The sequence below is a fragment of the Bradyrhizobium sp. 195 genome, from assembly GCF_023101665.1.
Taxonomy (GTDB): domain Bacteria; phylum Pseudomonadota; class Alphaproteobacteria; order Rhizobiales; family Xanthobacteraceae; genus Bradyrhizobium.
In genome coordinates this window covers 1,242,043-1,267,957 of record NZ_CP082161.1, presented here as the reverse complement: position 1 = coordinate 1,267,957, position 25,915 = coordinate 1,242,043, and the positions used below count along the sequence as shown (strand labels likewise).

22 protein-coding genes and 1 pseudogene are annotated in these 25,915 nt (G+C 60.5%); 2 read left to right on the top strand and 21 right to left on the bottom strand.

The features are described 5' to 3' along the window. Positions 1-3: 3 nt before the first annotated feature. The 10 genes from trbK-alt to IVB26_RS05855 all read right to left on the bottom strand — a co-directional run bounded on the left by trbK-alt (position 4) and on the right by IVB26_RS05855 (position 10,712). Positions 4-375, bottom strand: a complete 372-nt coding sequence (trbK-alt, locus tag IVB26_RS05900; protein WP_247970958.1) for a putative entry exclusion protein TrbK-alt — start codon at positions 373-375, stop codon at positions 4-6. 2 nt (positions 376-377) lie between these two features. Beyond that, positions 378-1,112, bottom strand: coding sequence for a P-type conjugative transfer protein TrbJ (trbJ, locus tag IVB26_RS05895; protein ID WP_247970957.1), 735 nt, complete (start codon positions 1,110-1,112; stop codon positions 378-380). After that, positions 1,112-3,544: a conjugal transfer protein TrbE gene (gene trbE, locus IVB26_RS05890; protein ID WP_247970956.1), complete on the bottom strand. Its 2,433-nt coding sequence runs from the start codon at positions 3,542-3,544 to the stop codon at positions 1,112-1,114. Before trbE ends, trbJ begins: the two co-directional genes overlap by 1 nt. 8 nt (positions 3,545-3,552) lie before the next feature. Beyond that, positions 3,553-3,816, bottom strand: a complete 264-nt coding sequence (locus tag IVB26_RS05885; protein WP_247970955.1) for a VirB3 family type IV secretion system protein — start codon at positions 3,814-3,816, stop codon at positions 3,553-3,555. Continuing rightward, positions 3,816-4,142: a TrbC/VirB2 family protein gene (locus IVB26_RS05880; protein WP_458309325.1), complete on the bottom strand. Its 327-nt coding sequence runs from the start codon at positions 4,140-4,142 to the stop codon at positions 3,816-3,818. The genes IVB26_RS05885 and IVB26_RS05880 overlap by 1 nt, the downstream gene beginning before the upstream one ends. Continuing rightward, entirely contained in the window at positions 4,139-5,059 is a 921-nt protein-coding gene (trbB, locus tag IVB26_RS05875; RefSeq protein ID WP_247970954.1) for a P-type conjugative transfer ATPase TrbB, read from the bottom strand. The genes IVB26_RS05880 and trbB overlap by 4 nt, the downstream gene beginning before the upstream one ends. A 489-nt stretch (positions 5,060-5,548) precedes the next feature. Then, positions 5,549-6,844, bottom strand: coding sequence for a C4-dicarboxylate transporter DctA (dctA, locus tag IVB26_RS05870; protein ID WP_247973080.1), 1,296 nt, complete (start codon positions 6,842-6,844; stop codon positions 5,549-5,551). Positions 6,845-7,382: 538 nt separating this feature from the next. Continuing rightward, positions 7,383-8,597, bottom strand: a complete 1,215-nt coding sequence (locus IVB26_RS05865; protein WP_247970953.1) for a TlpA family protein disulfide reductase — start codon at positions 8,595-8,597, stop codon at positions 7,383-7,385. A 218-nt stretch (positions 8,598-8,815) separates the two neighbouring features. After that, a complete protein-coding gene (locus IVB26_RS05860; protein WP_458309324.1) occupies positions 8,816-10,297 on the bottom strand; it encodes an MFS transporter in 1,482 nt (493 codons plus the stop codon). Continuing rightward, positions 10,215-10,712: a hypothetical protein gene (locus IVB26_RS05855; RefSeq protein ID WP_247970952.1), complete on the bottom strand. Its 498-nt coding sequence runs from the start codon at positions 10,710-10,712 to the stop codon at positions 10,215-10,217. The genes IVB26_RS05860 and IVB26_RS05855 overlap by 83 nt, the downstream gene beginning before the upstream one ends. Before the next feature lie 1,008 nt (positions 10,713-11,720). Here IVB26_RS05855 and IVB26_RS05850 point away from each other — a divergent pair. Next, on the top strand, positions 11,721-11,936 hold the full coding sequence (locus IVB26_RS05850; protein WP_247970951.1) for a hypothetical protein: 216 nt from the start codon (positions 11,721-11,723) through the stop codon (positions 11,934-11,936). 131 nt (positions 11,937-12,067) lie between these two features. On the opposite strand, the gene IVB26_RS05845 is transcribed toward IVB26_RS05850, so the two are convergent. From IVB26_RS05845 to IVB26_RS05795, 11 genes and pseudogenes are all read right to left on the bottom strand, one after another. Continuing rightward, entirely contained in the window at positions 12,068-12,217 is a 150-nt protein-coding gene (locus tag IVB26_RS05845) for a hypothetical protein (RefSeq protein WP_247388744.1), read from the bottom strand. A gap of 812 nt (positions 12,218-13,029) precedes the next feature. Beyond that, a complete protein-coding gene (locus IVB26_RS05840; RefSeq protein ID WP_247970950.1) occupies positions 13,030-14,013 on the bottom strand; it encodes a nitrilase-related carbon-nitrogen hydrolase in 984 nt (327 codons plus the stop codon). Between the two features lie 66 nt (positions 14,014-14,079). Then, a complete protein-coding gene (locus IVB26_RS05835; RefSeq protein ID WP_247970949.1) occupies positions 14,080-14,733 on the bottom strand; it encodes an SDR family oxidoreductase in 654 nt (217 codons plus the stop codon). Further along, positions 14,730-15,068, bottom strand: a complete 339-nt coding sequence (locus IVB26_RS05830; protein WP_247970948.1) for a hypothetical protein — start codon at positions 15,066-15,068, stop codon at positions 14,730-14,732. Before IVB26_RS05830 ends, IVB26_RS05835 begins: the two co-directional genes overlap by 4 nt. Before the next feature lie 610 nt (positions 15,069-15,678). Further along, positions 15,679-16,098 carry a CopG family transcriptional regulator gene (locus IVB26_RS05825; protein ID WP_247973078.1) on the bottom strand — a complete coding sequence of 140 codons (420 nt, stop codon included), beginning with the start codon at positions 16,096-16,098 and terminating at the stop codon, positions 15,679-15,681. A 12-nt stretch (positions 16,099-16,110) separates the two neighbouring features. Continuing rightward, positions 16,111-18,091: pseudogene (locus IVB26_RS05820) on the bottom strand (conjugal transfer protein TraG). Between the two features lie 1,270 nt (positions 18,092-19,361). Further along, positions 19,362-21,089, bottom strand: a complete 1,728-nt coding sequence (locus tag IVB26_RS05815) for a relaxase/mobilization nuclease domain-containing protein (RefSeq protein ID WP_247970947.1) — start codon at positions 21,087-21,089, stop codon at positions 19,362-19,364. 547 nt (positions 21,090-21,636) lie between these two features. Then, positions 21,637-22,725, bottom strand: coding sequence for an IS110 family RNA-guided transposase (locus IVB26_RS05810; protein ID WP_247476073.1), 1,089 nt, complete (start codon positions 22,723-22,725; stop codon positions 21,637-21,639). A gap of 190 nt (positions 22,726-22,915) precedes the next feature. Next, positions 22,916-23,509, bottom strand: a complete 594-nt coding sequence (locus tag IVB26_RS05805; RefSeq protein ID WP_458309323.1) for a lytic transglycosylase domain-containing protein — start codon at positions 23,507-23,509, stop codon at positions 22,916-22,918. Positions 23,510-23,814: 305 nt separating this feature from the next. Beyond that, entirely contained in the window at positions 23,815-24,279 is a 465-nt protein-coding gene (locus IVB26_RS05800; protein WP_247804072.1) for a S26 family signal peptidase, read from the bottom strand. Positions 24,280-24,320: 41 nt separating this feature from the next. Beyond that, entirely contained in the window at positions 24,321-24,785 is a 465-nt protein-coding gene (locus tag IVB26_RS05795; protein ID WP_247970946.1) for a DUF2840 domain-containing protein, read from the bottom strand. 368 nt (positions 24,786-25,153) lie between these two features. Here IVB26_RS05795 and IVB26_RS05790 point away from each other — a divergent pair, with 368 nt between their 5' ends. Beyond that, positions 25,154-25,852: a transposase gene (locus IVB26_RS05790; RefSeq protein WP_247970945.1), complete on the top strand. Its 699-nt coding sequence runs from the start codon at positions 25,154-25,156 to the stop codon at positions 25,850-25,852. The last annotated feature ends 63 nt before the right edge of the window (positions 25,853-25,915 follow it).

Below are 25,915 nucleotides of genomic sequence, written 5' to 3'. Positions count from 1 at the left end.
GGCTCACTCGCTTTGGCTCGGAAAGGAGGAAAAGCCGGACGGGAGGCGACTTTCGTCCTTACGAGGGACTGGAGAGGGGAGTGGCGCCGCGCCGGTCTGGCTATCCGAACCATCAATTGACCTGCTTCCGCCTAAGAACTGACTGCGCTGCTCGGCCCAGATCTTCTGGCATTCAAGCAGAGCGTCTTTCTGCTCGTAGGTGACGGTACGGCATTGCTCGAGCTTTGCTGCGGTCACATCCGGTTTTGAGGCCGGAGAGACGGAAGACTGGGTCGCGCTCTCGTCGGTGCGCAGGCGAATGGCGCAGGCGGCAACCAACAGGACAGCAAGAACAGCTGCTGCCGCGACAGGTAGTCGTTCAAATCGTATTTTCATGATCAGTGGAACATCTGCACGGTTGTCGGTTGATAGTTTTGGTCCGGGCTGAGAAAGCGCCGCAGCTGCTCCCTACCCTGCTCCTGCGCTGCAGCCCGTTGGGCGGATTCGAGCGTCTGTGCGCGACCTTGCGCGGCAACAGTCGCCGTAAGGTCCGCAAGCTGCTGGGCTTGCAGCGCAAGGAGCTGGTTGCCGGCCTGACTTGCTTGGAGCGCACCCGCTGCGCCCTGGCTCGCCGTCACGAGGGCGGACATCTGGGTGCGGTTGGCGTCGAGATTGCCGACAACGCTCGCTTGGACCCTCATGGCGTCCTGCAGCCCAGCAACTGAGTTCTGCCAGCGTGTTTGGGCATTTGCGACCAAGAGCCCATCGGACATGCTCGCGGATGCCGGCGCATAGGTGGTGGAAAACGCGCGATCGATCTGCTGGACGTCGTAGGCAATCCGCTGCGCCTGCGAGAGTAGCTGCTGGGTGCGCTGAATCGACTGTTCGAGCTGTTGCAACGACGAATAAGACAGGCTCGCCAGGTTCTTCGCCTGGTTGATCAGCATCTGCGCTTCGTTCTGGAGCGAAGTGATCTGGTTGTTGATCTGCTGCAGCTCACGCGCGGCCGTCAGCACATTCTGAACGTAGTTGTTGGGATCGAACACGATCCACTGCGCCTTCGCTTGGCGGGGCGCTTGGATCATGGTCATGGCGATGATACTTGCTGCCAGAAGCGGGCGGATACAGCTCATCAGAGCGCTCCTTGTTTGGCGAGCTGCGGAATGAGATTGCAGGCCCAGCCGAGGTCTCGCGCCTTGAGCCAACCGTTGACGAACTCGTCCCTTCCGTGCTCGGCAAGCACCCGATCGACGAGAGCCTGGTCGGCTTTGGACGAGGCGGCCGCAAAGGCGAGCGCGATTTCGCCAAGTCCGAGCTCGAACAGGCGGTTGCCGCGTCGGGACTGGCAGTAGTAGTCCCGCTTGGGGGTGGCGCGGGCGAGGATCTCGATCTGACGATCGTTCAGCCCAAAGCGCCGGTAAATCGCCATGATCTGCGGCTCGATGGCGCGATCGTTTGGCAACAGGATGCGGGTCGGGCAGCTCTCGATGACGGCGGGCGCGAGTTTCGAGCCATCGATATCGGCAAGCGACTGGGTCGCAAACACGACGGAGGCGTTCTTCTTGCGAAGCGTTTTGAGCCATTCGCGGAGCTTGCCAGCAAAATCGGCGTCATCGAGCGCAAGCCAGCCTTCGTCGATGATGAGCAGTGTCGGACGGCCGTCAAAGCGGTCCTCGATCCGGTGAAACAGATAGGCCAGAACTGCGGGCGCAACAGAGGTCCCGATCAATCCGTCGGTCTCGAACACCTGGACGGAGGCTTCACTCAGCCGTTCATATTCGCCGTCCAGCAACCGGGCGTATGGCCCACCGAGGCAGTAGGGCTGCAGCGCGCGCTTGAGAGCGTTGGATTGCAGAAGAACGGAGAAGCCAGTCAGCGTCCGCTCCGTAAGCGGCGCCGAGGCGAGTGAGGTCAACGCCGACCAGACATGATCCTTGGTCTCAGGCGTGACTTCGATCCGCTCGCGCGTCAGGATCGATGCGATCCAGTCGGATGCCCAGCCTCGCTCGCCGACATCGTCGATGCGCGCAAGCGGCTGGAGCGCGACGAATTCTGACGATTCCAGCGCGCCGCCGAGATCGTGCCAGTCGCCCCCGGTGGCGATGGCCGATGCGCGGATCGAGCCGCCGAAGTCGAACGCAAAGATCTGCGCCTCGCCATAGCGGCGGAACTGCAGCGCCATGAGCGCCAGCAGCACCGACTTACCGGCGCCCGTCGGTCCGATGACCAGGGTGTGGCCGACATCGCCGACGTGCAGAGAAAACCGGAATGGCGTGGAACCTTCAGTCTTACCGAAGAACAACGGGGGCGCCTTGAGGTGATGATCCCTTACCTCTCCGGCCCATACCGCAGATAACGGAATCATATGGGCGAGATTGAGGGTCGAGACCGGCGGCTGGCGCACGTTTGCGTAAGTTTGTCCCGGCAGGCTGCCGAGCCAGGCTTCGACGGCATTGACCGTCTCGGCCATGCAGGTGAAGTCGCGGCCCTGGACGACCTTTTCGGCGAGGCGGAGCTTTTCGTCGGCTGCGCGAGGATCGCCGTCCCAGACCGTGACCGTTGCCGTGACGAAGACCTCTGCGACCTGATCCGAGCCCAATTCCTGGAGCGCACTGTCGGCGTCCATTGCCTTGTTGTGGGCATCGGTATCCAGAAGCGCGGAGGCCTCGTTCGTCATCACCTCCTTCAGGATCGCCGCGATCGACTTGCGCTTGGCAAACCATTGCCGCCTGATCCTGGTGAGGAGCCTTGTGGCATCTGTCTTGTCGAGCATGATCGCCCGCGTCGACCAGCGATACGGGAATGCCAGCCGGTTCAGCTCGTCGAGAATTCCGGGCGTGGTCGCGGTCGGAAACCCCACGAGGGTCAGAACGCGCAGATGCGCCTCGCCCAGCATGGGCTCGAGACCTCCTGTCAGGGATTGATCGGCAAGCAACGCATCGAGATACATCGGAATTTCTGGCACGCGCACGCGATGCCGTTTGGTCGAGACCGTCGAATGCAGGTAGGTCAGCGTTTGCGCGTCATCGAGCCAGCCACATTCCGGCATGAAACCCTCGACGAGCTGCAGGACGCGGCCGGTCCGGTCGACAAAGCCGGCAAGAACCTCGCGCGCATCCGCTCCCGCAGCGCGATGGCTGCCCTCGTACAGCAGGCGCTCCGCCACGGCCGCACTCTCTGCCGGAGGCAGATAGAGGAAAGTCAGATAGTAGCTCGACTCATAGTGGCTGCCGGCCTCCTCGAATTGCGCTTTCCGCTCCGCATCCACCAGCGCCGAGGCGACGTCCGGGAATGTATCCGGCGGATAGCGTCCTGCCGAATGCCGCTGCGCCTCGACGAAGACGGCCCACCCCGATCCGAGGCGACGGAGCGCATTGTTGAGGCGGCCTGCGACAGCAACAAGCTCGGCAGGCACTGAGCTGTCGAGATCCGGCCCTCTGAACCGGGCCGTTCGTTGAAAGGATCCATCCTTGTTGAGAATGATGCCCTCATCGACCAGGGCCGCCCAAGGCAGGAAGTCGGCAAGGCGCGTATTTGAACGGCGATATTCGGCAAGATTCATCATAGGCAACTCTAGGACCTGAGGTGGCTTGGAATACGGACGTGCCGGCGCACGACTTCCACGAAATCGGGATCGCGTTTTGCGGCCCAGATGGCGGCCATGTGGCCGACGAACCAGAGGAGAAGGCCGGCAACCCACAGGCGCAGCCCAAGACCGAGTGCCGCCGCTACCGTGCCGTTGGCGATCGCCACGGCGCGCGGCGCACCGCCCATCAGGATAGGCTCGGTGAGCGCCCGATGCACGGGCGCGACAAAGCCTGCGACAGGCTCCTCCATCAGATCACCACGCCGCCGCCGAAGGAGAAGAAAGACAGAAAGAAGCTTGATGCCGCAAAGGCGATGGATAGACCGAACACGATCTGAACCAGGCGACGAAAGCCACCAGACGTGTCGCCAAATGCGAGCGAAAGCCCGGTCACGATGATGATGATGACCGCGATAATCTTGGCGACGGGACCCTCGACCGATTGCAAAATCTGGTTGAGCGGTTGCTCCCACGGCATATTTGAGCCAGCGGCGCAAGCCGGGATACTGCTCAGCCAAAGGGTCACAATTGCCGTGGCCGGAATGCTGGCGCGGCGGAGAGATGAAGGCATCGTCATGACCGGTCTCCAATTGCAGAAAGGCTGTAATCACCTGATGCTCCTAAGCCGGTGACGCGGGCGAGCTCGCTCAAGCGGCGTTCGGCGCCGCGGCCGCTGAGCACCGCGATCACGTTGATTGTTTCGGCGATAAGCGGCCGGGGGACTGTGACGACAGCTTCCTGGACCAGCTGCTCGAGCCGGCGTAGCGCCCCGAGCGCCGTTCCGGCATGGATCGTGCCGATTCCGCCCGGATGTCCTGTGCTCCAGGCCTTGAGCAAATCGAGCGCCTCGGCTCCGCGCACCTCACCAATGGGAATTCGATCGGGGCGCAGACGAAGCGACGAACGGACCAGGTCGGAGAGCGAGATCAAGCCGTCCTTCGTGCGGAGCGCCACGAGGTTTGGCGCCAAGCACTGAAGCTCGCGCGTATCTTCGATGAGAACGACACGGTCAGTCGTTTTAGCCACCTCGGCGAGAAGGGCATTGGTCAGTGTCGTCTTGCCGGTCGAGGTGCCGCCGGCGACCAGAATGTTCTTGCGCGCGCAAACTGCATCCCTCAATGCACCGGCCTGATCCGGCGTCATAATGCCGACTGCGACGTAATCCTCGAGGCTGAACACGGCGACCGCCGGCTTTCGGATCGCAAATGTTGGCGCGGCCACGACCGGCGGCAGCAGCCCCTCGAAGCGCTCCCCCGTCTCGGGCAGCTCGGCAGAAATCCGTGGGCTCCCGGGATGAACCTCGGCACCCACGTAGTGAGCCACCACGCGGATGATTCGCTCTCCGTCAGAGGGGGATATATTCTTGCCAGTATCCATAAGGCCGCTCGACAGTCGGTCGATCCACAGTCGGCCATCGGGATTGAGCATCACCTCGACGATTGCCGGATCTTCCAAAAACCCTGCGATGGCGGGCCCCAACGCGGTACGCAGCATACGCGCTCCGCGCAAGTTCGCTTCTGAATCAAAAGAATGGATCGCCACGATTTGCCCCAAGCTGCTGAGGCCACTTCGGCGCCCTCATCTGAAGGCAAATAAAAGATAGGTCGTGTCTTACCGCAACAAAGAGAATATGCCGTTCGTAGTCTAGCGTAGAAAAAGGAACATTTGAAAAGAGCGCCGGCTTGACGCGCCGCCCCCTCGACGGCGAGGCGAGAAATCGAACCACTGTCGCTCCCGTGCGTGGGCACGATTGAGCTCCCGCTTTTTGAGGAAGCTCAAACCCGGGATAATGAACCACATCAGCCGGCGGGCTGCCGCAGGTACCAATGCCGACGCTGGTCTGGTGCACCACCGTGAGCGTAATGACCCTGCACCATTCCCCCTGGAATCAGGCTGGCCCTGTACTGCACGACGATTGCCCCCAGGATGCAGGCATTCAAAGAGTGATTTCTAGTCCGCAATGGCCGAGCTGAGATCGCAGATCTACTTGAGCTGCGCGTGTAGCGAGACAAGGTCGAGTTCACCTTCCCACCACGACACAAACACCGCGGCAATACCGTTCCCGATGATGTTGGTAAGCGCGCGCACCTCGCTCATGAACTTGTCGATCGAGAATACGATCGCAATGCCCGGGACGAGGTCAGGACTGACCACGGTCAACGTTGCGGCCAGGGTGACGAACCCGGCACCGGTAACACCACTTGCGCCCTTCGAGGTGAGCATCGCCACAACGAGTATCGTGAGCTGCTGGCCGAAGTCGAGATCGACCCCGAGCGCCTGCGCGATGAACAAGGTCGCCAATGTCATGTAAATGTTCGTCCCATCCAAATTGAAAGAGTATCCTGTCGGCACCACCAGGCCAACGACCGGCTTGGAACAGCCCAGCCGTTCGAGTTTTTCCATCAACTGTGGCAGCGCGCTTTCGGACGACGACGTTCCGAGGACGATCAGCAGCTCATCCTTGATGTAGACGATGAACTTTAGAATAGAAAAACCGACCAAGCGCGCGACCAAACCAAGCACAATGATCACGAAGAGCCCGGCTGTCACGTAGAACAGCGCAACCAAGCCGATGAGTTTACCGAGCGCGGACGGTCCGAATTCGCCGATGGTGTAGGCCATGGCGCCGAACGCCCCGATTGGCGCTGCCTTCATTACGATCCTAATGACACCAAACACCGCGTGTGCAGCATCGTCGACCAGACTGCGCATCCGCTCACCACGCTCGCCAAGCGCCATCAGCGAGAACCCGAATAGGATCGCAAACAGCAGCACCTGTAGCACGTCGCCTCGGGCCAGAGCGCCAACTACGCTATCCGGAATAATATTGAGGAGGAAATCGACCGCCTTCTGCCCTTCCGCTCTTTTGACGTAGTTGGCTACCGCCGCGGCATCAGCCCTGGGAGCGAGCCCATGGCCGGCCTGAACGAGATTGCCCATCACGAGACCCAGGATCAGCGCGAAGGTTGAAACGATCTCGAAGTAAAGCAGCGCCTTGACGCCGACTCGGCCGACCTTTCGTGCATCCTGAACATGCGCGATTCCGGACACAACAGTGCAGAAGATGATCGGCGCGATCACCATTTTGATCAGCTTGATGAATCCGTCACCAAGCGCTTTGACCCAGCTGTTCGTCCCCACAGCAGGCCACAACCAGCCAACGAGAACGCCAATCAGGATCGCGATGAGTACCTGGACATAAAGAACATTGTACCAGGGGCCAGATGGCTGGAACAGGGCGGCGGCTTTGACAGAGCGGCGCTGGCGGTGATTGTGCATCACGCTCGACCCGGCGCCGTGGTACCAAAGAGGGGTGACAATGAAGGCACGGCTTCGCTCAGTGTTCCCTTAGCGCGGCGCGCACAGGGCACTGACCGCTTTAAACAACCCCGTCCGTCGCCAGGGTTTGCCGCCTCTCCCGAATGGGCTTCTGGCCAACGCGAAACGAAGTGCTGAATCCCTTCTGAAACCAGCGATAAAAACTTGAGAAAGCTTCCTTGAGAGTTGGAATGCATCAGCGTCACCACCCATTTCAATCTTTTTTGGTTGTTCGAAGATGCCACCAGCATCTTATGAGGCCACCTTTAGCAGCCGGCGACCACTCTTCACCTGGACAGGCATTCTCGCCGCTATCGCGCCGGATCGCGACGTACGTTGAAGAAACATTCACCGTAAAGAAGTTGTGGTGGTGCGGCTCGCCTGCGTTCACCCCTCACTCGTCATATCCTCACTTCAGGTGAATGCCCCGACATTCCCAGAGGCGTCGACTTCGATCGCAAAACCACAAGGGCCGAGAAGACATGGCCAGCAGCATTGCTCACGCTGCCTCCCTTGGCGATCCCGGTTGCGGCTTTTCGGGAGCTGTGTTTTGCGGTGTCGAACAACACTCCTCGTAACAGAGCTTCTCACTCCTGTAGCTCGCCAAGGCCTGGAGGGAGCACTGCACGAGATCCCGTTTCGCTACATCCGAGGCAGGCGCTGCATCCAGCCAGTTCAGCGCCACCTCGACCAATTCGATCGCGCGACCCCTGTTACCGGTCTCGTAGTAGTACTGAGCGACCGCCCCGTACGAGAGGAACTTCGCGCCCTCGCTGCCTTGGGGCGGATTCGCCGCCAGGATGTGTTCGGAGAGGTCCCTGCCCATGGCAAAACGCTCGTCATGTGGGAAACCGGAGTAGTCTTTCGCGGGGTCGAAGAGTTGGCGGATGGCCACGCTCATCCAAACCACGGATTTCTTGTCGATCGCATCGCGAACCAATTGGCGCAATACCGCCAGGCCGGCCCGCATGTCGCGTATCTTGTGAAGCAACAATTCCGCATGAAGCCCACGGAAGGTGACATCGTCCGGCATCGCAGCCAGTGCCTCCTCAACCCCTGAAAGCGCTGCCGCCCAATCCTTACTATTCATGGCGGCTTCAAGTCTGGCAAAGATCGGCTCCACCAGCGCTCGCTTCTGCGATAGTTCGCGCTTTCTGCGTCGACCCTTGGTTATCCTCTCCGCATCCAGGGCTTTGGCTTCATCGCTCACTGCCCAAGAGCCGTTCAGAACTTTGGGCAACACGTTATCGAGTTGCGTCGGATGACCGATAAAGGCGAAGCGGCCGTCACGATCGATCACGAATGACGAGGGAATCCCGACAGAAAAGCTGGGATCCATCCAAAGCTTGTTCATTTCGCCGTAGTAGTCGAATGCGATCGCGAAGTTCAGATTTGGCAAGCTCTTCGTCAACCAAGCGTCCAAGCTGGCTCGCGCTTCATCTGCCGTCGAAGCTTGTTCGTGAGCCGCGATGCCCACCACTTCAACTCCGCTGCTCCTGCATTTGCTTTGCAGGATCACCAAATTCTGCATCGAGGCGATACATGGTCCGCACCACGTCGCCCAAAACTCGATAATGTATACTTTCCCAGGTTCGAACGTTGTAACGGGCTGGCCACGTAGCCAGTCCTCAACTTTGATGGAGGGAGCCGGCGAACCGACTCTCAGCACATTCTCCGCACCGACTTGACTTGCGCTCTCTGTCACACTGGTCATTGCTCAAATTCGCTTTACCTGGCTCTGCGGAAAACAACAGCAAGTCGCATGCCAGCCAGCGCTCATTGATATTACGCATTTTTCGTATCATTCCTGTCGACCTTGCGACGCATGTCGCATATCCGACCAGCTGTTTGGAGCTTCTTAGGCAATCAGTCGGCCGGACCTTCTTGATGCGCCTGTAGACCGACGAGGCGGGTCACGGCAGAAGGCCGAGTTCACCACTCCACATCTTGATCGGTTTTCAGGATAACCATTTCGGCGCTCGGGATCATGACGTGAACTGACCTGCTTTGGCCTGTCGACTTGCGCTTGATGGCGATTTCAGATTTCCAATTCAACTCTTTGAGCCAAGGGGCGATGAACCAGACCAGGGCGGCCAGCTGCAGCACAACATTGATACTGAACGCCGTCTGATACGCGATTGAGGGGTAGTGTCCGTCCTTTACCGGCCATTGCTCGAGAATTAACCCCGTCCCGTACTGGACGAGGAAAGCCCACCCGAAATGCAGAACGTTGAGCACGCCGTTTGCGCGCGCGATCAGTTGGGCCGGAAAGTAATCTCCGATGATCGCGTAGCTGAGGACGATTGCTGATCCGACCACCGCCACAATGATCCACGACGGTAGCGACGGAAATGGCGGATGCAATATCAGCGCGAGTTCGGCTGCAATGAACACAGCAGCTATGATTGCGAGCAACCTTTCAATGTTCTTGCCATGCCGACGCAGTGAATCGGCGACCACGCCGAGCAGCAATGCGCCAATGCTTAGGGCTATCGCCATGACGAGCAATTGTGTGACAAGGCTTGTTCGATCCAACCCTTCCACATCGTTCAGCCAGGACGCTGCCCAGAAGGACTGCAGGGCCCACGCGGACCCGATACATGTTGAAGAAATCGGCGCAATTCTCCAGAACCGCCCATCCGTATAGACGGTCTTCAGGCTGACCGTCCCTGGAGGGCTCTTCGCAGTTGCCTCATGCTCTGGAACCAAAAAATAGATCGAAGCGGCCGCGGAGGCACTGGATGCGGCAAGCAGCTCAAATAGACCGCGCCAGCCTATCCAGTTAAGCAATGCCTCGGCTGGTGCGGTTGCCGTTACCGCGCCCAGTGCACCCAGCATGAGCATACAGCCGTTGATGAGCGCCACGCGCTCTCTCGGAAACCAGAGCACGACTGTTTTCAGGCCAGACATGAGGGAAGCTGCGGTGCCAAATGCTATCATCGCGCGAGCAACCAGAAGCGACAGAAATCCACTCGATAATCCGAAAAGCGCAGCGCCTGCGGCAGCCAGCAGCAAGAGCGCACCCTGGACTCGGCGCGGACCGAAGCGATCCAAGAGCATGCCCATCGGAATCTGGCTGCCGGTAACGACCAGAAAGTAGATCGAGCCCAACAGCCCCAAATCGGCCGTACCAAGCTCCAATTCAGAGGCGAGGCGGCCACAAATGAGCGTGTTGATCATCCGAAACAGGTAGGAAAGATAATATCCCGCGGCAAAGGGAAGGAACACGCAAGAGATGATCCGCCAGTTCCAGCCCCGGTTGACCGGCTTCTCGCCTGATATCAGCCCAGCGGCATCGCTGCGCGTGTTGCTCGGAACGCGGCCACTGGCTTTAACACAAGGCGTTTGGCAGCTGTCGAAAGTTGATATTGCTGCCGCCCTCCTCGGCGACAGCACACGTTTCTGAGTTTTCACCTACGACGGCCACACAGTGGGGTTCTTCTTCAACTGGCGCTCGTGGAACGGCGCGTGACGCTCCGCCTCCCATTTCAGACCCGGATCGGCTGGAATTTCCCGAGCGATCAATTGCCTCCTGCAGCAAGGGGCGGCCAAACCGTACGCGACGATCGACCTGCTCGGCAAACGCCTTGAAGCGCTCGAGCCCGAGTACGCACGCCTCGTCCTGCTTGGATGGCTGCATCGGCGGCGTCAGCGTGAGGTGGTATCGCACATGGAGAGCCACTATTTCCGCGATCATCGCGATGTCCGTCCGCAGACTGAGCACCTGCTCATTCGTTCGCTCGATCGCCTCGAAAACAAGGCCCTCTATAGGCGGCGCCGGATCCAGGAAGCGCTCAAGAGCCGCCTCGATGACGACGCTCTTGCCCATACCAGGGCGGTCAGTCGCGGCTTGGAGTCGCCGGAAAATGCACTCAGAAAGTTGAATCGTTAACTTTCTGGTCTGCTGAGCTTCGCTTGGACTCGGCTGCGCGTCCACCTCAGCTTCATTCCGACTTGAGGTCGGTTCTCCCCGGCGCTCGCCGCTAATCTGCATACTCCAGCTTCCTTCTCTCTGCGACTGCACACCGCCCGCGCTTGCACGCGCGTGGTTTGTATGTTCGGTCGAAACGGATGAATCGCCCTGCGATGACGCACGACAAAAGCGCCGAGACCGCATGCCGCTTCAACCGCGGGGACATTCTGGTCGCGGTCTGGCGTACCGAAAGAAAGAAACGGCGGACTCTTAAAGACCAGCGCCAGACGTCTCGTAGCCTCTTGTCCCTCTAGACAGTCAGGTCGCCGACAGACGAGCGATTTCGCGGACGGTGCGTGCACCCTTACTTGAAATCGAAAAAGTTACCGATCCAAAAAAAGAGGCGCAGGCGCAATCTAGATGGCGCCCTCGCGCCCCCGACGTCGCGCGCGACCAAATACACCTGCGCCTCACCGATTTCCGGCATGCATCACCAGCGTGCGATAGGACTTACAACCGTTCGCGTGCCGCGCGTCCAGCCCGGCTCACGGCCGTTGAAACGTATCTGCTGGCCCGGTGCGACCACTCACTTCTCGGGGCCTTAGGGGAATGGTCGGCCGCACTCGCGGGCGGCTGGATCGCGTAGCGGGTCCCCCTCGCTATGGCGGCAGACGTAGCGCTCGTTGTGCCCGTCCTCGCCAGCCAGGAGATCCATCGGTCCCTCCGCACTCCGGGCATTGCTTCCGGATCCGATGGAGGACTGCCATGTGAATTGTCCCTGCCGACGGCGAGCCTACTCGCGCCAGATCGGCTGTTACAGGCACGTCGCAGCACATTCCGCGCAAGGCCACTGCTCGCCCGCCTTGACGTCGGAGCCGCCGATGTACTTAAGTGCATCCTGGTAGCGTTGAGTTGGGGCACACCATGGATGTCGAGTTCTACAGGAGCTTTGCACAGCGGGCCCGCGATCTGGCCAGTAAGGCCGACCCGTTCACGCGAAAGCGGCTTCTGGTGCTGGCCGCGAAATACGATGCCAAGCTCGGCAAGCCTTCGTCGGCCAGCCGCAATCTTCAACGCACGCTACCGCTGCCCCGCACCGTGTCAGCCGTGAGCGCCATCTCCGATGCCGGCGAGGCTTGACGAAGACCGCCGGCAGCGGCAGCAAACATCACCGCTCCAGGGCGCTGGATTTTCCAGGAACGGTACACGAACTACACCGGGATGCGCACCCAAACCGAAGTGAGCACCCGGATCTCACCAGTCGACGGGCCTCACCGCACTTCGGAAGCACTGCGGCCGCCGAGCAGCTTGCCGGTGGAGGCATTCACGAAATGGACCGAGGAGCATGCCAGACAAACGACCGGCAGATGAGTGTCGGGACCGATCTGCTCCAGTGCCGTCAGCAGGTGCTGCACGTTCATGCCCGTGCGTGGGCACCTGAAAAGTACTGTTTGCTCCATCCGGCCAGCATAGGCCTGGATACTGCGCCCTAAAACTGCGGTTGTTTACTGAGAGCGTGCCGGCGCCTCCTGGAGCACCGTGCGGCGGCAGTTATGAATCTTCATCGCGTCTGGAGGCTGGGTCGAGGACACCATTTTCGTATTCTTTGACCCAGCGCTCAAGCCGCGCGGCGCTGGCTCCGGATCGTTGAGCGCAAGAGTGGGCACCTTCTCGGCAGGTAATCTGGTTTTATCGTCCTCCATGGAATTCCTAACCCGAATGGGGCTCGTGTTGCGCAGAATGCTGGATGCCCTTGCATAGAACTCACCGTAGCTTGACTCCGCGTTCACCTTCAGCCGCCAGCTTCGCCGGCGAGGATTGCTGGACCTGATCTCCCCCCCGCCGTTGGACGCCACTCGGAAAGACCTGCCGTGACGAGCCGTCTCGAGCTGACGATGTGGCCTTTGCGATATGAGCGGATCCTCATTGAGGCAACATCCAGATCTCGAGGCGGGGCGCTGCAAGGATGGGCGATGCGGCGGTCAGCGTAACAGTTCGAACACCTGAAGCGAACTTGCCGCTGCAGTGACGAGGCGCGCTGTAGGCTGAAGGCCTCGGCGAGGCTCCGCAGCTGGGCCTTTCTCCAATAGAGAATCGGTCTGGATCATGCGAGCGGCCCGCATGGCCCTGCTGCAAACTAGCTCCTTCTACCTGTATCTGCGGCCGTTCGGGTCGAAGCGGGATGCACCAATCTCCGGCCCTGGCGGGCAGGACCATTAACTCTCAAGCGGCGTCAGAGCACGGGCCTCGCGGTGAAGGCCGGTAGTCGCCACGCTCCTGGGGGAATAATCCGTTCATGGACGTGCGAAGAAGGTGTCCGGTCGATCAGGAGGCTGATCAGTTCAGGGCGACTGTAGTGACCGCTTGCATCCATCACTCTCTTGCGCCCGTCGATTTCGATGAAGTCGAGATCTGCAATCACATCTCCTTCACCTTCCTTCAGGGGCTCGCCTATCAATTGACCATCGGGGGCAACGATAGCGGTGAAGCAACCGCCCGAAATCGGAGCGATAGCAGCGCCCGTGTCGTTGGCAATTTGGGCTTGTTGGTCGGCGTTGAGCCATGCGGTTGCGCTGACGACGAAGCAGGCCGACTCAAGGGCATGCTGTCGGGTGCTCACTTCCGTTTGCTGGGAGAAGAGGGGGCCGAAGATCGAACCGGGGTACATCGCGGAGTGGATCTGCTCGCCATCGGCAATCAAGGCGTATCTGGCCAGCGGGAGATAATGTTCCCAGCACGCAAGCTGGCCGATCCGGCCAACCGCGCTGTCTACGGCGCGAAGGCCGGCACCGTCGCCCTGGCCCCAGACCATCCGCTCATGATAGGTAGGGGTGATCTTGCGGCGACGCTGGATCAGCGTGCCGTCCGCATCGAACAGGAGCTGAGTGTTGTAGATCGATCCTCCGTCCCGCTCGTTGGCGCCGACGGAAACGACCATTTGGGCGTCCTTGGCGGCATCGCCGATCGCATGCGTCTCCGCAGAGGGTACCGTAAGGGATTGCTCAAGCAGCCTCTGATGCTCCTTGGCAAGCGTGAAGGGCGGCTGGACGAACGAGAAATACGGGTAGTAGGGAATGATGGTCTCGGGGAACGTGGCGAAACGCACCCCCTTCTTGCCCAATTCGCGAATCTTTTTGGTGATCTTCTCGACTGTCCCCTCTCGGCTGTACAACACGGGGCTGATCTGTACGGCGGCTGCCTTGACGATGTTTCTCATTCTCTTCTTCTCATTGTGAGTATTCGAGCGCTGCACTGGACTGGTGTATAGGACGACGGATGACTCTCACGGGAGGCTCTTCGAGCACATCGGCAGGCTTGTTGGATTCAGGGCTGTGTGCGTCTGCCATCGACAGCCACGTCGATGCCGGTGATGTAGGATGCGTCGCCGAAAGCGAGGAAGCTCACGCGCCGCGATCTTCCGTGGCTTGCCGAAGTGTTTCGCGGCTATCTGCTCGAGCAGGACCGTTCCGCGGTCTTGCACGCTGGCCTCGGAAATGCCGATGTTCCTAAACAGCGGGCTTTCGATGACGCCCGAGCTCTCGGCGTTTACCTGAACGCTTCGGCGGATCAGTTCGTCGCCAAGCGCTCGCGTCAAGTTGCACAGTGCGGCCTTGGATGCGGATACGGCCGATGTTCCCGCGATTCCGACCTGATCGGACAAAGAAGCCGTGAAGCCGATCGCGTTTAGATTGCGCGCGAGAGGCAACGCGTTGTGAACGTTGAAATTGGATTTAGGGAAATTGACGCTTAAGACGTCAAAGCTCTGCTGCGTTGCTTCCGCGAGCGAGCCGAGTTTCGCGATTTCGGCATTGGCATCGAAATGGGCTATAATAGTTTCGCGCATTCCTTCGAAGCTGGATAGCCAGCGCGAAAAGCGGCAATATCCAAGCCTCGCTGTCCAGATAGCTGCGCAATGCCCTGCAGGACTTTGGCTCATGACGCGTTTTCCGCATCGCTTGGCTTATGCATTGAGGGATAAGGCTTTCTACCTACTGTGTCGGTAGTCGCGTCGGCTACTGCCGTAGTCGAGTCATTCGCCATCATGTAGTACGTGGTGAAGTGGCCGCTCTTGCTGGCGATCTTACCATTCTTGCGAGTGACGTTGCCCTTCTCACGTTTGGTAATCAGCTTCATCTTGCACCGCTTGGCGATCAGGGGCATCGGGACAAGCTTCCATCCCGTGGCCTTGCGCAACTCTGCTTGTGTAACGCCGTCTTGTCGTGAGGCGAGAAAGCGGATCAGATTGATTTTGGTGTGAGGATGCTTGGCCATCGTCGCCATCCGGGGAATTGGGCCTCATTCAAACGGCTCCAAGCCAATGTGCTTCTCGTGGCCCAGCTGTCCCTTCCATCGAAAGGGGACGATTTAGTTCCGTTCCTTTGGAATTGTGGAAACATATTGCAGGCGATCTCAGGCGTTGCCCGATCGCAATCTGACGTAAACGGATAACGTCGCACCAGTTTGCTGAAGCGTGGGTCAGTGCAAGTTCTCGCATTTTTGGACAGGATTTCGCAGAGTAAGACCGTACAACGTGGATTGCTAACACAGAGGACCTGCGCTGCAATCCGCAAAAACTGGTAGGCCAACTATTCAGAAGACCTTCCGAAACTCTGGAGAGGCTTCCGCTTGCTCAAGCGAGCAGCATTACTCCATTGAGCGGCAGCTCGGATGGAGGCCGGACCTCGACTCAACTCGCTTCAGATTTCAGCATTCATGTCATGAGGCCTGCTACCCTCAGATATCTGCCGTCGGTCCCGATCCAACGCGCTCGCTCCGTTCGATTTGGCCCTATCGTTGTTTGCGGCCGAAATGTACTCGGCGCGAGCACCCTCGCAAATTCCCTTGTAGTCCTGCATCGCCCACCCGCTCGTCGGTTGTTGAATTACTCTGGAATTGCGGGGTTCGAATCGAAGCTCACCTCTTTCAGAACGGTTGATCCGCTGGAAAGCCTTCGGCCAAGCGCTTCAACGAATCGATCATAACGTTCGGCGCCTTTGGCGCGAGCGGCTGGACTGGATTGTTCTGGTAATGCCGGCACCGATGTCAACCAGAAGCGAATGAACAGGGCGAGCGTCTCGAGCGTGATGCTGTCATTGCGTTCAAGACGCTCGAGCAGCCGTGCGGTCCGATCCAGCCGCTTGGCAATAGCCGCCTCGCGTCGGTCGGAATCGTCAGGCGAAAGAAATGACGTGATCGCGGCCTCTGCGACCAGCGACTTGGGCTGGCCACGACGCTCCGCGAAGACATCAAGGGTTCTGAATGTCTCCGGATCAAGGTAGACACTGAGCTGAATCTTTTTCACCGATTTGCCCACTCAGAGGTCCATGCCATCGTCAGGGTCGAGGCTGGTCGCGCGCGCTAATCCCTGCATTGCGCGGCTAAGCGCTTGTGCCTGGACCGCATCTGCGTCGGGCTCATCGGGACCAGCATCGAACTCATGTTCCGCGAGCGGTGCCTTGATTTCGATCTCCTCGTGCTGCGGCAATTCTGGCTCGCGCCGCAGCCCTCCATTCGGATCGCCACGCTTTCGCTGCCGAGGCGCAAGCAGTTCGGTCGAGGGCGCAGGGATTGGGTGCCCTGACCAGTCTTCATCCGGGCGCGAGGACAAGAGAATTGTTCCTGTTTCAGCGGGCTTGAGGATTCGCTTCTGAAATTGCGGGTCCTCATAGTAACGAACCTTAGTGGCACGCAGCGGGTGGAGGCCCGACACCATCACGATCGCCTCTTTCGATGAGAGCTGCATGACTTCGCCAGGCGTCAGGAGCGGACGGGACGTCTCTTGGCGGCTCACCATCAAGTGTCCAAGCCAGGGGCTTAAGCGATGCCCGGCATAGTTTTTCATGGCGCGCAGTTCGGTCGCGGTCCCCAGCGCATCCGAGACGCGCTTAGCGGTGCGCTCGTCATTTGTGGAGAAGGCGATCCGGATGTGACAATTGTCGAGGATCGCGTGGTTCGGCCCATAGGCGCGTTCTAATTGATTCAAGCTCTGAGTGATCAGGAAACTGCGAATGTCATAGCCCGCCATGAAGGCAAGCTGGCTCTCAAAAAAATCGAGGCGGCCAAGGGCTGCAAACTCATCGAGCATCAGGAGGAGCTTTTGACGGCGCCGGTCGGCATCCAGGCTCTCGGTCAGGCGCCGTCCGATCTGATTGAGGATGAGCCGCATCAGGGGTTTTGTGCGGACGATGTCGGATGGCGGCACGACGAGATAGAGCGAAACGGGCTGCGGTCTGTCGACGAGATCGCGAATGCGCCAATCGCTCCGCGCGGTGACCTTAGCGACGACCGGATCGCGATAAAGCCCCAAGAAGCTCATTGTGGTCGACAGCACGCCCGACCGCTCGTTCTCGCTCTTGTTGAGCAGCTCTCGCGCAGCTGAAGCGACGACGGGATGAACGCGATCACCAAGATGAGGGGTCGCAAGCATCGCATTCAGCGTGGCCTCGATCGGGCGGCACGGGTCCGAAAGGAATCTGGCAACCCCGGCAAGTGTCTTGTCAGCTTCAGCGTAGAGGACATGCAGGATAGCGCCGACGAGCAGAGAATGGCTGGTTTTTTCCCAATGATTGCGGCGCTCGAGCGCCCCTTCGGGATCGACCAGGATATCCGCGACATTTTGCGCGTCTCGTACTTCGCAATCACCACGGCGAATCTCAAGAAGGGGATTGTAGGCGGCGCTTGCCGCGTTTGTCGGGTCGAACAAGAGTACATCTCCAAGGCGCGCGCGCCACCCCGAAGTCAACTGGAAATTCTCGCCCTTGATATCGTGGACGATCACCGAGCGCGGCCAGGTCAAAAGAGTTGGAACGACCAGGCCGACTCCCTTGCCCGAACGGGTAGGCGCAAAGCAGAGCACGTGCTCAGGCCCATCATGGCGAAGATATCGACCATCGAAACGCCCGAGCACAAGGCCATCGTTGCCTAGCAGCCCCGCCCGTTTGACCTCGCGCGTATCGGCCCAACGCGCGGATCCGTAAGTCGTGACGTCGCGAGCCTCATGCGCGCGCAAGACCGAAAGCATCATTGCTGCGGCGACTGCCGCTATCCCACCGCTCCCGGCAATGGCGCCCCCCCTGGAGGAATATCGTGGGCGCGTAAGCGTCGAATTCAAACCACCAGATGAAGAAGGCAAACGGCTGGTAGAGGGGCCAAGTCCCTAAACTGAACCAGGCCGGTCCAAGCTGCGGCTGGAACGCAAGCTGATAAGCGGTCCATTCGGTCGCTGCCCACACGAAGGTGAACGCGATTAGGCAAACCAGGATCACCTGATGCCAGATGATTTTTGTCGCAGACATGGCTTGCCGATATCGACACCATCGACCTGTTGGCTGCAATCAGAGGCTTATCCTTCTCGTAGTCGCGCGCGTCCTAGCGAAGGGATCGGCGGGTCAGATCCGCAAGCCGCGTTAGGGCCGAAAAAGATCCCTCGCGTAGGCCGTCTCAAAGCACCGTCCCAACCAGCTTCGCGTGATAGGCGCTTGGATGATGAGAAAATCAACTCGTACCGTGCTGCCGCGCGAGGCGAACCGGCCGGCTTTCGCGCAGCGAGGCTCCGGAGGCTAGCGCCCTGAGCTCTCCGTCAAGCGCGCGATCAACAGAGCGTGCGGCGTGTCACAACGCGTTATTGATGAGGCGGGCGTTCCTGGATTAAATCGGCGGGACGCGCGGGCTCGCGGAGTACAAGCGTCAAGCGGGGAGCGTCCCGGCAGGAGCTTATTTCCGACGGGACGACACTGCCGGGCCGACGGTCATCTAGATACTCCCGCACATCGGCATCGAGCGAGTCCTCCTCCAGCCGGTCGCCTGTTGGTGCCCTGTTGTTTTGGCCAGCCAGATGCTGTTGTACGTCAGCTGTTGCGGTCTCTCTGGAAACTGGGACAGGCGAACTGGCGTTTGCCAAATCTTCATTGCGCGAATCGAGTTGCACTTCAGCTATCCGCTGTCAAGGCCGGCTTGCGGGCTCGGAGCTGTCCGATTGCTGGCCGGCCTGCCTACGCGGATAACCTCGCGCGAATGCCTCCGGATCAAAATCGAGCAGGTTGAAATCGTTATTCGCCCGCTCGATGACACGTCCACAACTGGGTCCAGCAAACTGGACTCTGGTGATCCGAAAGGCGGTGCGCGCAGCGCCGGAGTCTTCTGCAGAGCATCTGACCATCGGCATCCGAGACCAGCACGCACGGAAGTATCGTCGCCGCCATCATGCCACAGCCAGACACCTTCCGATCACCTAAAGATCGAAGGTCCCATGCCGTTTCCGCTACACGGGATGGCCATCTAGATTCGAAGGGTTCTGCTGTCCGATTTAGCCGTTGAGAGTCTCAGCGACCGAAGGGTGAACGGCGCATTTTTCCACACAGCTGCGTCCAGTCGATGATCGAGCGCCACCAACGTCGAGGGAACCCGGAGGCGATGAAGAGATAGTTTCAGAACGGTGGACCCTCCATTCGCTATTTGCTGCTCACTATCGCTCCTCTCCCATTTTTCCGCCTCGACCTGTCCGCGCGATGCAACCAAGTCTTCCCTGCCCTGCAATTGGGCGTAGTGCAGCGCCATCGCCTCAGGTCAGAGCGATAGGCCGCGCTTGCGCCCGAAGTCCCAGTCCACGCTGCCTGGACCGGCGATGCCGCTGACCTGCTTTCCCAACTCCCGCTCGAGCGAAGGCGACCAGGGCACAAGCTGAAAGCCGAGGCCGTTGTCGATCATCGCGAAGCGCCCGGAGGCCAGTGAGAGGCGTCGACGATAAACCCCCGAAATCTGCTCACCTACATCAGATGACAAGTGCGGAAGCCCCGTTTCCTCCATGAGCCGTCGTGTGACGACATCGAGTTCGCGGTCGCGGAGGGTTTCGATCAGGTTGCGGCTTAGCCGGACCTTGTTGCCATCGCGTTGGGCGAGCCCTTGGTCGGCCAAAACATCGATGCGCCGTTCAAGTGCCGCTCGAACCTCGGCGCCAAACGCATTGCGCGAGAGCTCGGCAGGAGCTCGCGCAACGAGCTGCCGGTCTAGCCACGTTGCACCATCCGCCGCGACCTGCTGGTCCAGAACGAGCTCCGAGCGAACCGCGAGCGCAATCCGTGTTCGACCACGGGCGTCCGCAAACCGGCGCAGTTCCACAATCCCACCGATCGGCCCATCGCCGGCCGCCTCGACGTCAGGAAGCGTCAGGTGATGCACGCGCCCGTCAATCCCATCGACAATGGCAAAGGCTGTGCCCTTCAGCTCGTCATGAAGCCCGCGCGCGATGAGACGGCCAACGATCGGTTCTCCATGAGTTTCGCCCTCGAGTGCCCAGGATGCGGGGGTGCGGCTGGCGCCGTCCCGCGTGAGGGTTTTGTGCAGCCGCTTGATGATGTCACCGCGCTCACCCAGCGCGCGCAACCTCGCCTCCGCATCGGCGGCCAGAACCCAGACCGCGGGGCCAGCAGGTTCCGCCAAGCCGAGCCGCTCGAGCGTCCGCATCCGCCCGATCCGAATTTCCCGCAATGGATCGCGCCCGGCATCCCGCTCGAACCTAAAATCGATAACGCCGTCCGCCGTCCCCGCTTCCCGGGCAAGCGTCCGATCGAGCCTGGTCCAGCGTTCGGCCGTCGTGTCCGCCTCAAGGCTCTGGCGGATCTCGAGCTCCGAACGAGGGCCAAGTTCGCGCGTGACAAGGTCGCTGGCGCGGGCGCGTAAGCCCATAGCGATATAGTCGCGACTGATGACGAGGTCGGCACCGTCATCGGTACGGCCCCGCACGAGGATGTGAATGTGCGGATGCTCGGTATTCCAATGGTCGACCGCGACCCAGTCAAGCCGTGTGCCAAGGTCGCGCGAGGCTTGGTCCATCAGCTCCCGAGTGAAGCTACGCAGGCTGGCAAGTTCACCAGCATCATCAGGCGAGACGATGAACCTAAAATGATGGCGGTCACCCTCGCAACGCGTGACGAACGCGCGACCGTCCGCATCGTCCCCCGCAGCGTCGAATAGTTTGCCCGGAGCGCCGTCGCGAGTGACTCCGTCGCGCTGCAGGTAACCGATATGGCCGCGCAACGCGCCCGGCGAACGCATCCGCCGCACCACCCGCGCCTTGACCATAGCGCCGCGGCCGCGGGCGTTGAGGAGCCGTGCCGCAGCGATGCTCGCGGCGCGGCCGCGTCCAAACTTACGGCCGTGGCCATCCTTGCCTCGCGAGAGGCCGCCGGCCTTCTGAGCGGCTGTGAGTACCTGCGCCAGAAACGGCTTTGTCCGGGGCGCGCGCGTGGAACGGATACGGCCGGGACGGATCCGAAAATCATCGTCGCGCGTCATTCCGGCCGCCGCAAGGCATCGAAAACCGTGTAAGAACAGCGCTTTGGGGAAAGCTGAACTTTGCTCCGAGTCGCCGCAATGTTTAGTTGATCATTGAAATCGATACGCTTTCTCGCACAACCGACCGGCCGCACCTTGCGGCTTTTATCCTGCCGTCTTAATCGGTCGTCTCGTCTGTCTGACCTCAGCCATTCTCGCTTCCTTTCTCGCTTGCGACAAGCCTCTCTGATCCACGCCATGACACGATGCGCCGCGAGGCTTGCGAGTCCTGATGCGCCGTGCAGTCTTCCGCGCTCAGCGACGGCACAGTGTCGCTGCAGCAAGGCAGCGCGGACGCCGTCGCGGCGCATCTTTCCATCGGTGTGACGGAGCCACATCACAGGCAATCCGGCGCGATCGGTCGGCATCCGAAGATGCATCGTCGCAGGCAAGATAACGTGCGTTCCGTCGTGTTGGTGCTGCACCAGTCCTCATCCGCCGGCGGCGGAGCTCCGTGTTCAGGTCGCGGCCATCACCGCGTCGTTGCCAGGTTGCAGGATCACGCGCCTCATGCGTAGGGCCCGAGCAATTTGCGCTGCTTAGCTGTTGTTTCGGCATGCATCTCCGCCGCCGAGGCGTCCGGATCGCCGCAGTAGAACGTGCCGCTGGTCCACATCGCATGCATGATCACAGCGAGCTTGCGCGCTACCGCCACCGTCGCCTTGCGGTGCGAGGAGCGCTTGGCCAGCGCCAGCCCCCACGCCTTGACCTTGTCTTTTTTCTTGTAGCGAGTCAGCAAAGCGCTGGCCGCCTCGTACAGCGCCCGCCGCACGTCACCGTCGCCCGCCTTGCTGATCCGGCCCTTGACGTCGATCGACGAGCCGGACTGCCAGCGCCGCGAGGTCAGGCCAAAATAGGCCGCCACGTCGCGCGAGCGCCTGAAGCGCGAGGGATCGTCGACCGCGGTCATAAAGCTCAGCGCCGCGATCGGGCCGACGCCAGGAATCTGCATGAAGCGCCGGCACAGCTCATGGCCGGCGACCAGGCGAACCACCAGGTCGTGCAGCCGGCAGTACTCCTTCCACAGCGCCGCGCGCGCATTCAGCATGGCGTCGATCAGCTCGCTGACAAGCGCATCGTGGGCCACCGCCTCGCGCACGACTTGCGCAAAGCCGCCGCGCCCGACCCGGTTCAGCCGGATGCCAAACACTTTCAGCGAGTGCCGGATCGCATTCTCGAGGTCCACAAACTTGCGCTTCAGATTGCGCCGGTGCGTCAACAACAGCCGCAGCCGGTAGCAGGCCTCGCTCTTGATATGCGCCCTGCGGAACCAGCCGGTGCGCATGATGTGGGCAATCCCGAGCGCATCTGCCCGGTCGGTCTTGTTGCGCTGCGCCTTCAGCGCCGCGCGAACATGCAAAGTCTCCAGGCAGACCGCCGGCAGGCCCAGCCTGAGCAGCTCCGGATGCAGCCAGGGCGACAGCGATCCCGCCTCATGACCAAGGCGTCGCAAGCGGCCAAGATAGGGCGTCAGCGCCACCTTGATCGCGTCCGGATCGGTCACCACCGCCGTCTCCAGCATCACCTTGCCGGTCGCGTCCACCACGCAGATCGCCGTCTCGTCCATGCCGACGTCCAAACCACAGAAGAATTCCATCACACGCCTCCCGCGTTGCTGAGCCGGTGCAGTGTGCGCAATATTCATCGCGCAGACCATCTGCTCCGCCGCCGCAAGTTCTGCAGGAGACCGATTACGGGCGGCCCTCGGCGGTCGGCTCCCCCTGCTTCCTCCCGGCCATTCTCAAATGCGAGAACCTTCGAGGCCATTCGACCAAATCCGATTGCTATCACGGAGACTGCACCTTGATTGATCGATGCCAAAACAGCCCCGTCGCGCGAGGTACAAGTGCACGGGCAACGGCTTTAGGCGCAGCCTTCGACGAATTCATTGTGCGCACTCCTGATGCAAAGTTGTCGGCAGCGGACGAACTGCCGCATCGCTCAACAAAAACTGGAGCTTGCTGCCACAGGACGACGTGTCTGGCGGCCGAACCACGGCTGTTGCGTTGCTCAATTCCGATCAATGCTGCGAGTCTGGCTACATAGGTTTGCGTTTCTTCTGGAAGCGATCGACCTGTCGTCAAATGCTCGTCATACCGCTTCGGTCCCGCATTGTAGGCTGCAAGAAATCCTGCCGATCCGAACCGGTCGAGCATCTCGCGAATGTACGCTGCCCCAGCTATAATATTGTCGTGCGGATCAAACGGATCGATACCGAGATCGTGACGAGCGCTCAGTTCGGCCCAGGTCGCGGGCATGATTTGCATCAGCCCGAGCGCTCCTTGAGGCGATATGGCGTGCGCATTACCGCCACTTTCGACCTGCATCACGGCATCGATCCAACGCTCCGGGATCGCGAACCGGTGGGAGGCTTCGGTCACGAACGCGGCGTATGCAACGCTACGAGGCAGGGTTATGGAGTGCGCAGCTGGTGCCCGCGATGCGACCTCCGCTCTGGCGCTCGAGGACGGTCCGAACGTCAGCAGAATTCCCAAAAAGCAAGCAGTGGCCCCACATCGCATTGTGCGGACAGCTGCCAAGTACAACGTTTCTCCCAGCCGGCCTTGAGGCCGCCTGATCCTGGGGCAATGCGCGCCGATTCTCAAGAAGCTGGCCGAGACGGAGGAACGATGTTGCGAACGGCCGTATGGAGAAATGACAGGCCAACAGGGGAGAGCCGGCATTGTCACTTCTCTCTGGTCCACACCGGGAGCGCTCGCCCAATGACGGCCGATCTCGGCAGGGGTCCGAAATATCGGCCGTCTAGCGAGTCCGCCGACTGCCAGTTCATGAGAAACACTTCGCCCTCAGCAATGACCCGGCAGCCCTGCCAGACCGGCAACGGCCGGCCGCGACGATCGCGCTCGCTTGCCTCACCCATGTGTATGCTGTCGACGATGATTGCGAGGCCCGTTCTGCAGACGGTTTGGCCGGGCAGCGCCAGCACACGCTTGAGCATTGGAAGCCCGCTTGGCAAATAGCCGTTGAGATCGAGAAAAGTCGCGAGCGGGTCTGGAGTTCGAACCGCCACGAGCTCAGTAACGTACAATGGTCCGGCCTCTTGCAGGCGATAGACCCCGATCGGCACGCTGTCCGAGGCATTCCAGATGTACAATGGTGAGGTGTTGTTGACTGGCCAGAGCGCGAGCATTGTGGCCCCACACATCGCAAGAATGTTCCCCAACCGTCCCATCAGAGTGCCAACCTGCGCCGATGGAGCCACGCTTGGTGGCGTGCACGGGTATAAGCTCGTGGCTTTTCGTTGACAGAAAGACGGTTGTGGGCGTGATGCCAATACTCGGGGGCTGCATCGGCAGGATCGATGCCCAGTGACTCTACGCAGTCGATCAACTGGAGAACGCGTTCGACCTTTGGCCAACCAGCTAATCGCAGCAGGCTTTCGCCGCCGGGGCTGACCCAAGGCACGGTTGAGTATCGCTGCCCTGGAGCGACGGCGCGTAAAATGTCGATCCGAGACAGGATGGTCCCGAAGTCGTTGGACGTCCAGCGCACGAACGCGAAGATGCTGCCGGGCAAAAACGAGAGAATGCGCCGGTGATGATCAATGATCTTCTCTGATGCAGGTTTACCGAACCGGATTCGATTTTCGATGCGCTTCTCGAGCCACAAGAGCTCAACAGTTGTGAGGTCGCTCACCTGACTGCTCCATATTGTTGAGAGGGCTCTTGGACGTGCCGAGAATGGCTATCACCGGCGTATCGTGCGAGAAGCCTTTGCGTCGGCAGGACGGCTGTAATGACGCTTCGATGGATCGTGGTCGCCGAAGGCTTGCAACAATCCTGCTGCAAAGGACCACGTCGGAGAGGCTCCAATTCGTTAGAAGGAATCGAAAGCACTGCAGGTTTTCCGAGGTGGTCGACTTGTGTCCCTCGCCGGCCGGATTGCGGAGATGTTGCGACAATCCGGGAACGGAACGGGCGGCGTGTTCCGGCGGAGAATGGTAGAGACGAACGACGGAATTTTATGCACGGCTCGACGTGTCGCTGCGGGCAACGAATGTTTGCGTGGTGGACGGCGACGGAAACGTCGTCCAGGAAGCGACACTCGAGACCGACCCGGACGCGATCGAGCTGTTCCTGGCGGAACCGGGAATCCACCTCAAGCGCGTCCACCTGGAAGCGTTCTCGTACAGCGCCAGGCTGTTCACGGCGCTTTCCGAAAAGGGTCTCGCCGTGATCTGCATCGAGAGCCGGCACGCCAAAGCGGCGCTGAACGCGATGCTGAATAAGACTGACCGCAACGCCAAAGGCATTGCGCAGATGCGCAGCAAGATGCTGGGCATGGAGAACATGATCCGCTGCCTGTTGCGCCCGTTCGGTCTCAAGGTCGGCGAGATCTCGGTCGGCCGTTTTGACGCGCGGGTGCGCGAGATCATGGCCGGAAAGAGAGAATTGGAAGCGATGGTCGCACCGCTGTTCGACGCCCGCAACGCCATGCGGCTGCAATTGGCAAAACTGCACCGCCTGCCGTTGGCAGCTGCGCGCAGCGATAGCGCGGCGCGCCGGATGATAACGGTGCCCGGAGTCAGCGCGTTCGTGGCGCTGACATTTCGCGCCACCGTCGATGATCCGGCGCCATTCAAGAAGTCGACCAATGTCGGCGCCCATTTCGGGCTGACGCCGCGGCTCTATCAATCCGGCCAGACCGACCGGATCGGCAGCATCTCCAAATGCGGCTATGAGCTGACGCGATCGATCCTGTAGGAGGCACCGATCGCGATCCTCACGCGCATTCCGAAGAGTTTTAAGCTGCGGCTGTGAGGCCTG

Coding starts and splice junctions, on each gene's coding strand:
- IVB26_RS05850 (WP_247970951.1), top strand. CDS start 11,721: ATGGATGTCGAGTTCTACAGGAGCTTTGCACAGCGGGCCCGCGATCTG.
- dctA (WP_247973080.1), bottom strand. CDS start 6,844: ATGCACAATCACCGCCAGCGCCGCTCTGTCAAAGCCGCCGCCCTGTTC.
- IVB26_RS05800 (WP_247804072.1), bottom strand. CDS start 24,279: ATGCTCGCGCTCTGGCCAGTCAACAACACCTCACCATTGTACATCTGG.
- IVB26_RS05880 (WP_458309325.1), bottom strand. CDS start 4,142: ATGACGATGCCTTCATCTCTCCGCCGCGCCAGCATTCCGGCCACGGCA.
- IVB26_RS05810 (WP_247476073.1), bottom strand. CDS start 22,725: ATGGAATTCTTCTGTGGTTTGGACGTCGGCATGGACGAGACGGCGATC.
- IVB26_RS05840 (WP_247970950.1), bottom strand. CDS start 14,013: ATGAGAAACATCGTCAAGGCAGCCGCCGTACAGATCAGCCCCGTGTTG.
- IVB26_RS05830 (WP_247970948.1), bottom strand. CDS start 15,068: ATGGCCAAGCATCCTCACACCAAAATCAATCTGATCCGCTTTCTCGCC.
- trbB (WP_247970954.1), bottom strand. CDS start 5,059: ATGCTGCGTACCGCGTTGGGGCCCGCCATCGCAGGGTTTTTGGAAGAT.
- IVB26_RS05885 (WP_247970955.1), bottom strand. CDS start 3,816: ATGGAGGAGCCTGTCGCAGGCTTTGTCGCGCCCGTGCATCGGGCGCTC.
- trbJ (WP_247970957.1), bottom strand. CDS start 1,112: ATGAGCTGTATCCGCCCGCTTCTGGCAGCAAGTATCATCGCCATGACC.
- IVB26_RS05865 (WP_247970953.1), bottom strand. CDS start 8,597: ATGACCAGTGTGACAGAGAGCGCAAGTCAAGTCGGTGCGGAGAATGTG.
- trbE (WP_247970956.1), bottom strand. CDS start 3,544: ATGATGAATCTTGCCGAATATCGCCGTTCAAATACGCGCCTTGCCGAC.
- trbK-alt (WP_247970958.1), bottom strand. CDS start 375: ATGAAAATACGATTTGAACGACTACCTGTCGCGGCAGCAGCTGTTCTT.
- IVB26_RS05845 (WP_247388744.1), bottom strand. CDS start 12,217: ATGAACGTGCAGCACCTGCTGACGGCACTGGAGCAGATCGGTCCCGAC.
- IVB26_RS05835 (WP_247970949.1), bottom strand. CDS start 14,733: ATGAGCCAAAGTCCTGCAGGGCATTGCGCAGCTATCTGGACAGCGAGG.
- IVB26_RS05815 (WP_247970947.1), bottom strand. CDS start 21,089: ATGACGCGCGACGATGATTTTCGGATCCGTCCCGGCCGTATCCGTTCC.
- IVB26_RS05855 (WP_247970952.1), bottom strand. CDS start 10,712: ATGGGCAAGAGCGTCGTCATCGAGGCGGCTCTTGAGCGCTTCCTGGAT.